Source organism: Variovorax sp. WDL1 (assembly GCF_001541225.1).
Lineage (GTDB): Bacteria > Pseudomonadota > Gammaproteobacteria > Burkholderiales > Burkholderiaceae_C > Variovorax.
This window is the reverse complement of the sequence record NZ_LMTS01000062.1, coordinates 1-253: the sequence shown is the minus strand read 5'-3', so window position 1 is coordinate 253 and position 253 is coordinate 1. Positions and strand designations below refer to the sequence as shown.

Sequence of the window (253 nt, the reverse complement as noted above, 5' to 3'; positions counted from 1 at the left end):
ATCGTCTTCAACGCCGCGCGCGGCATGCGCATCGTCGTGCAGGAAACGGCTCGCAGCACGGGTAAGGCCAGCGGCGCCACTCCCGTTCTTGTCGGTACTGCGCTTGCGAGCCTGCTGGTCGCCATGGCGGCGCAGGCGCAGATCGTCGGCGCGCCGGGCGCGGCACCGGGCCTCAGGCCCACCGTGCTGTTGGCGCCCAACGGCGTGCCCCTGGTCAACATCCAGACCCCTTCGCCCGCAGGCGTCTCGCGCA

The 253-nt window shown here is 71.5% G+C and carries 1 protein-coding gene; it reads left to right on the top strand.

What is annotated here, in order from left to right; genetic code table 11:
- Nucleotides 1-253: ESPR-type extended signal peptide-containing protein (locus APY03_RS42385; RefSeq protein ID WP_198161229.1), on the top strand; the 253-nt coding region annotated here is incomplete at both ends.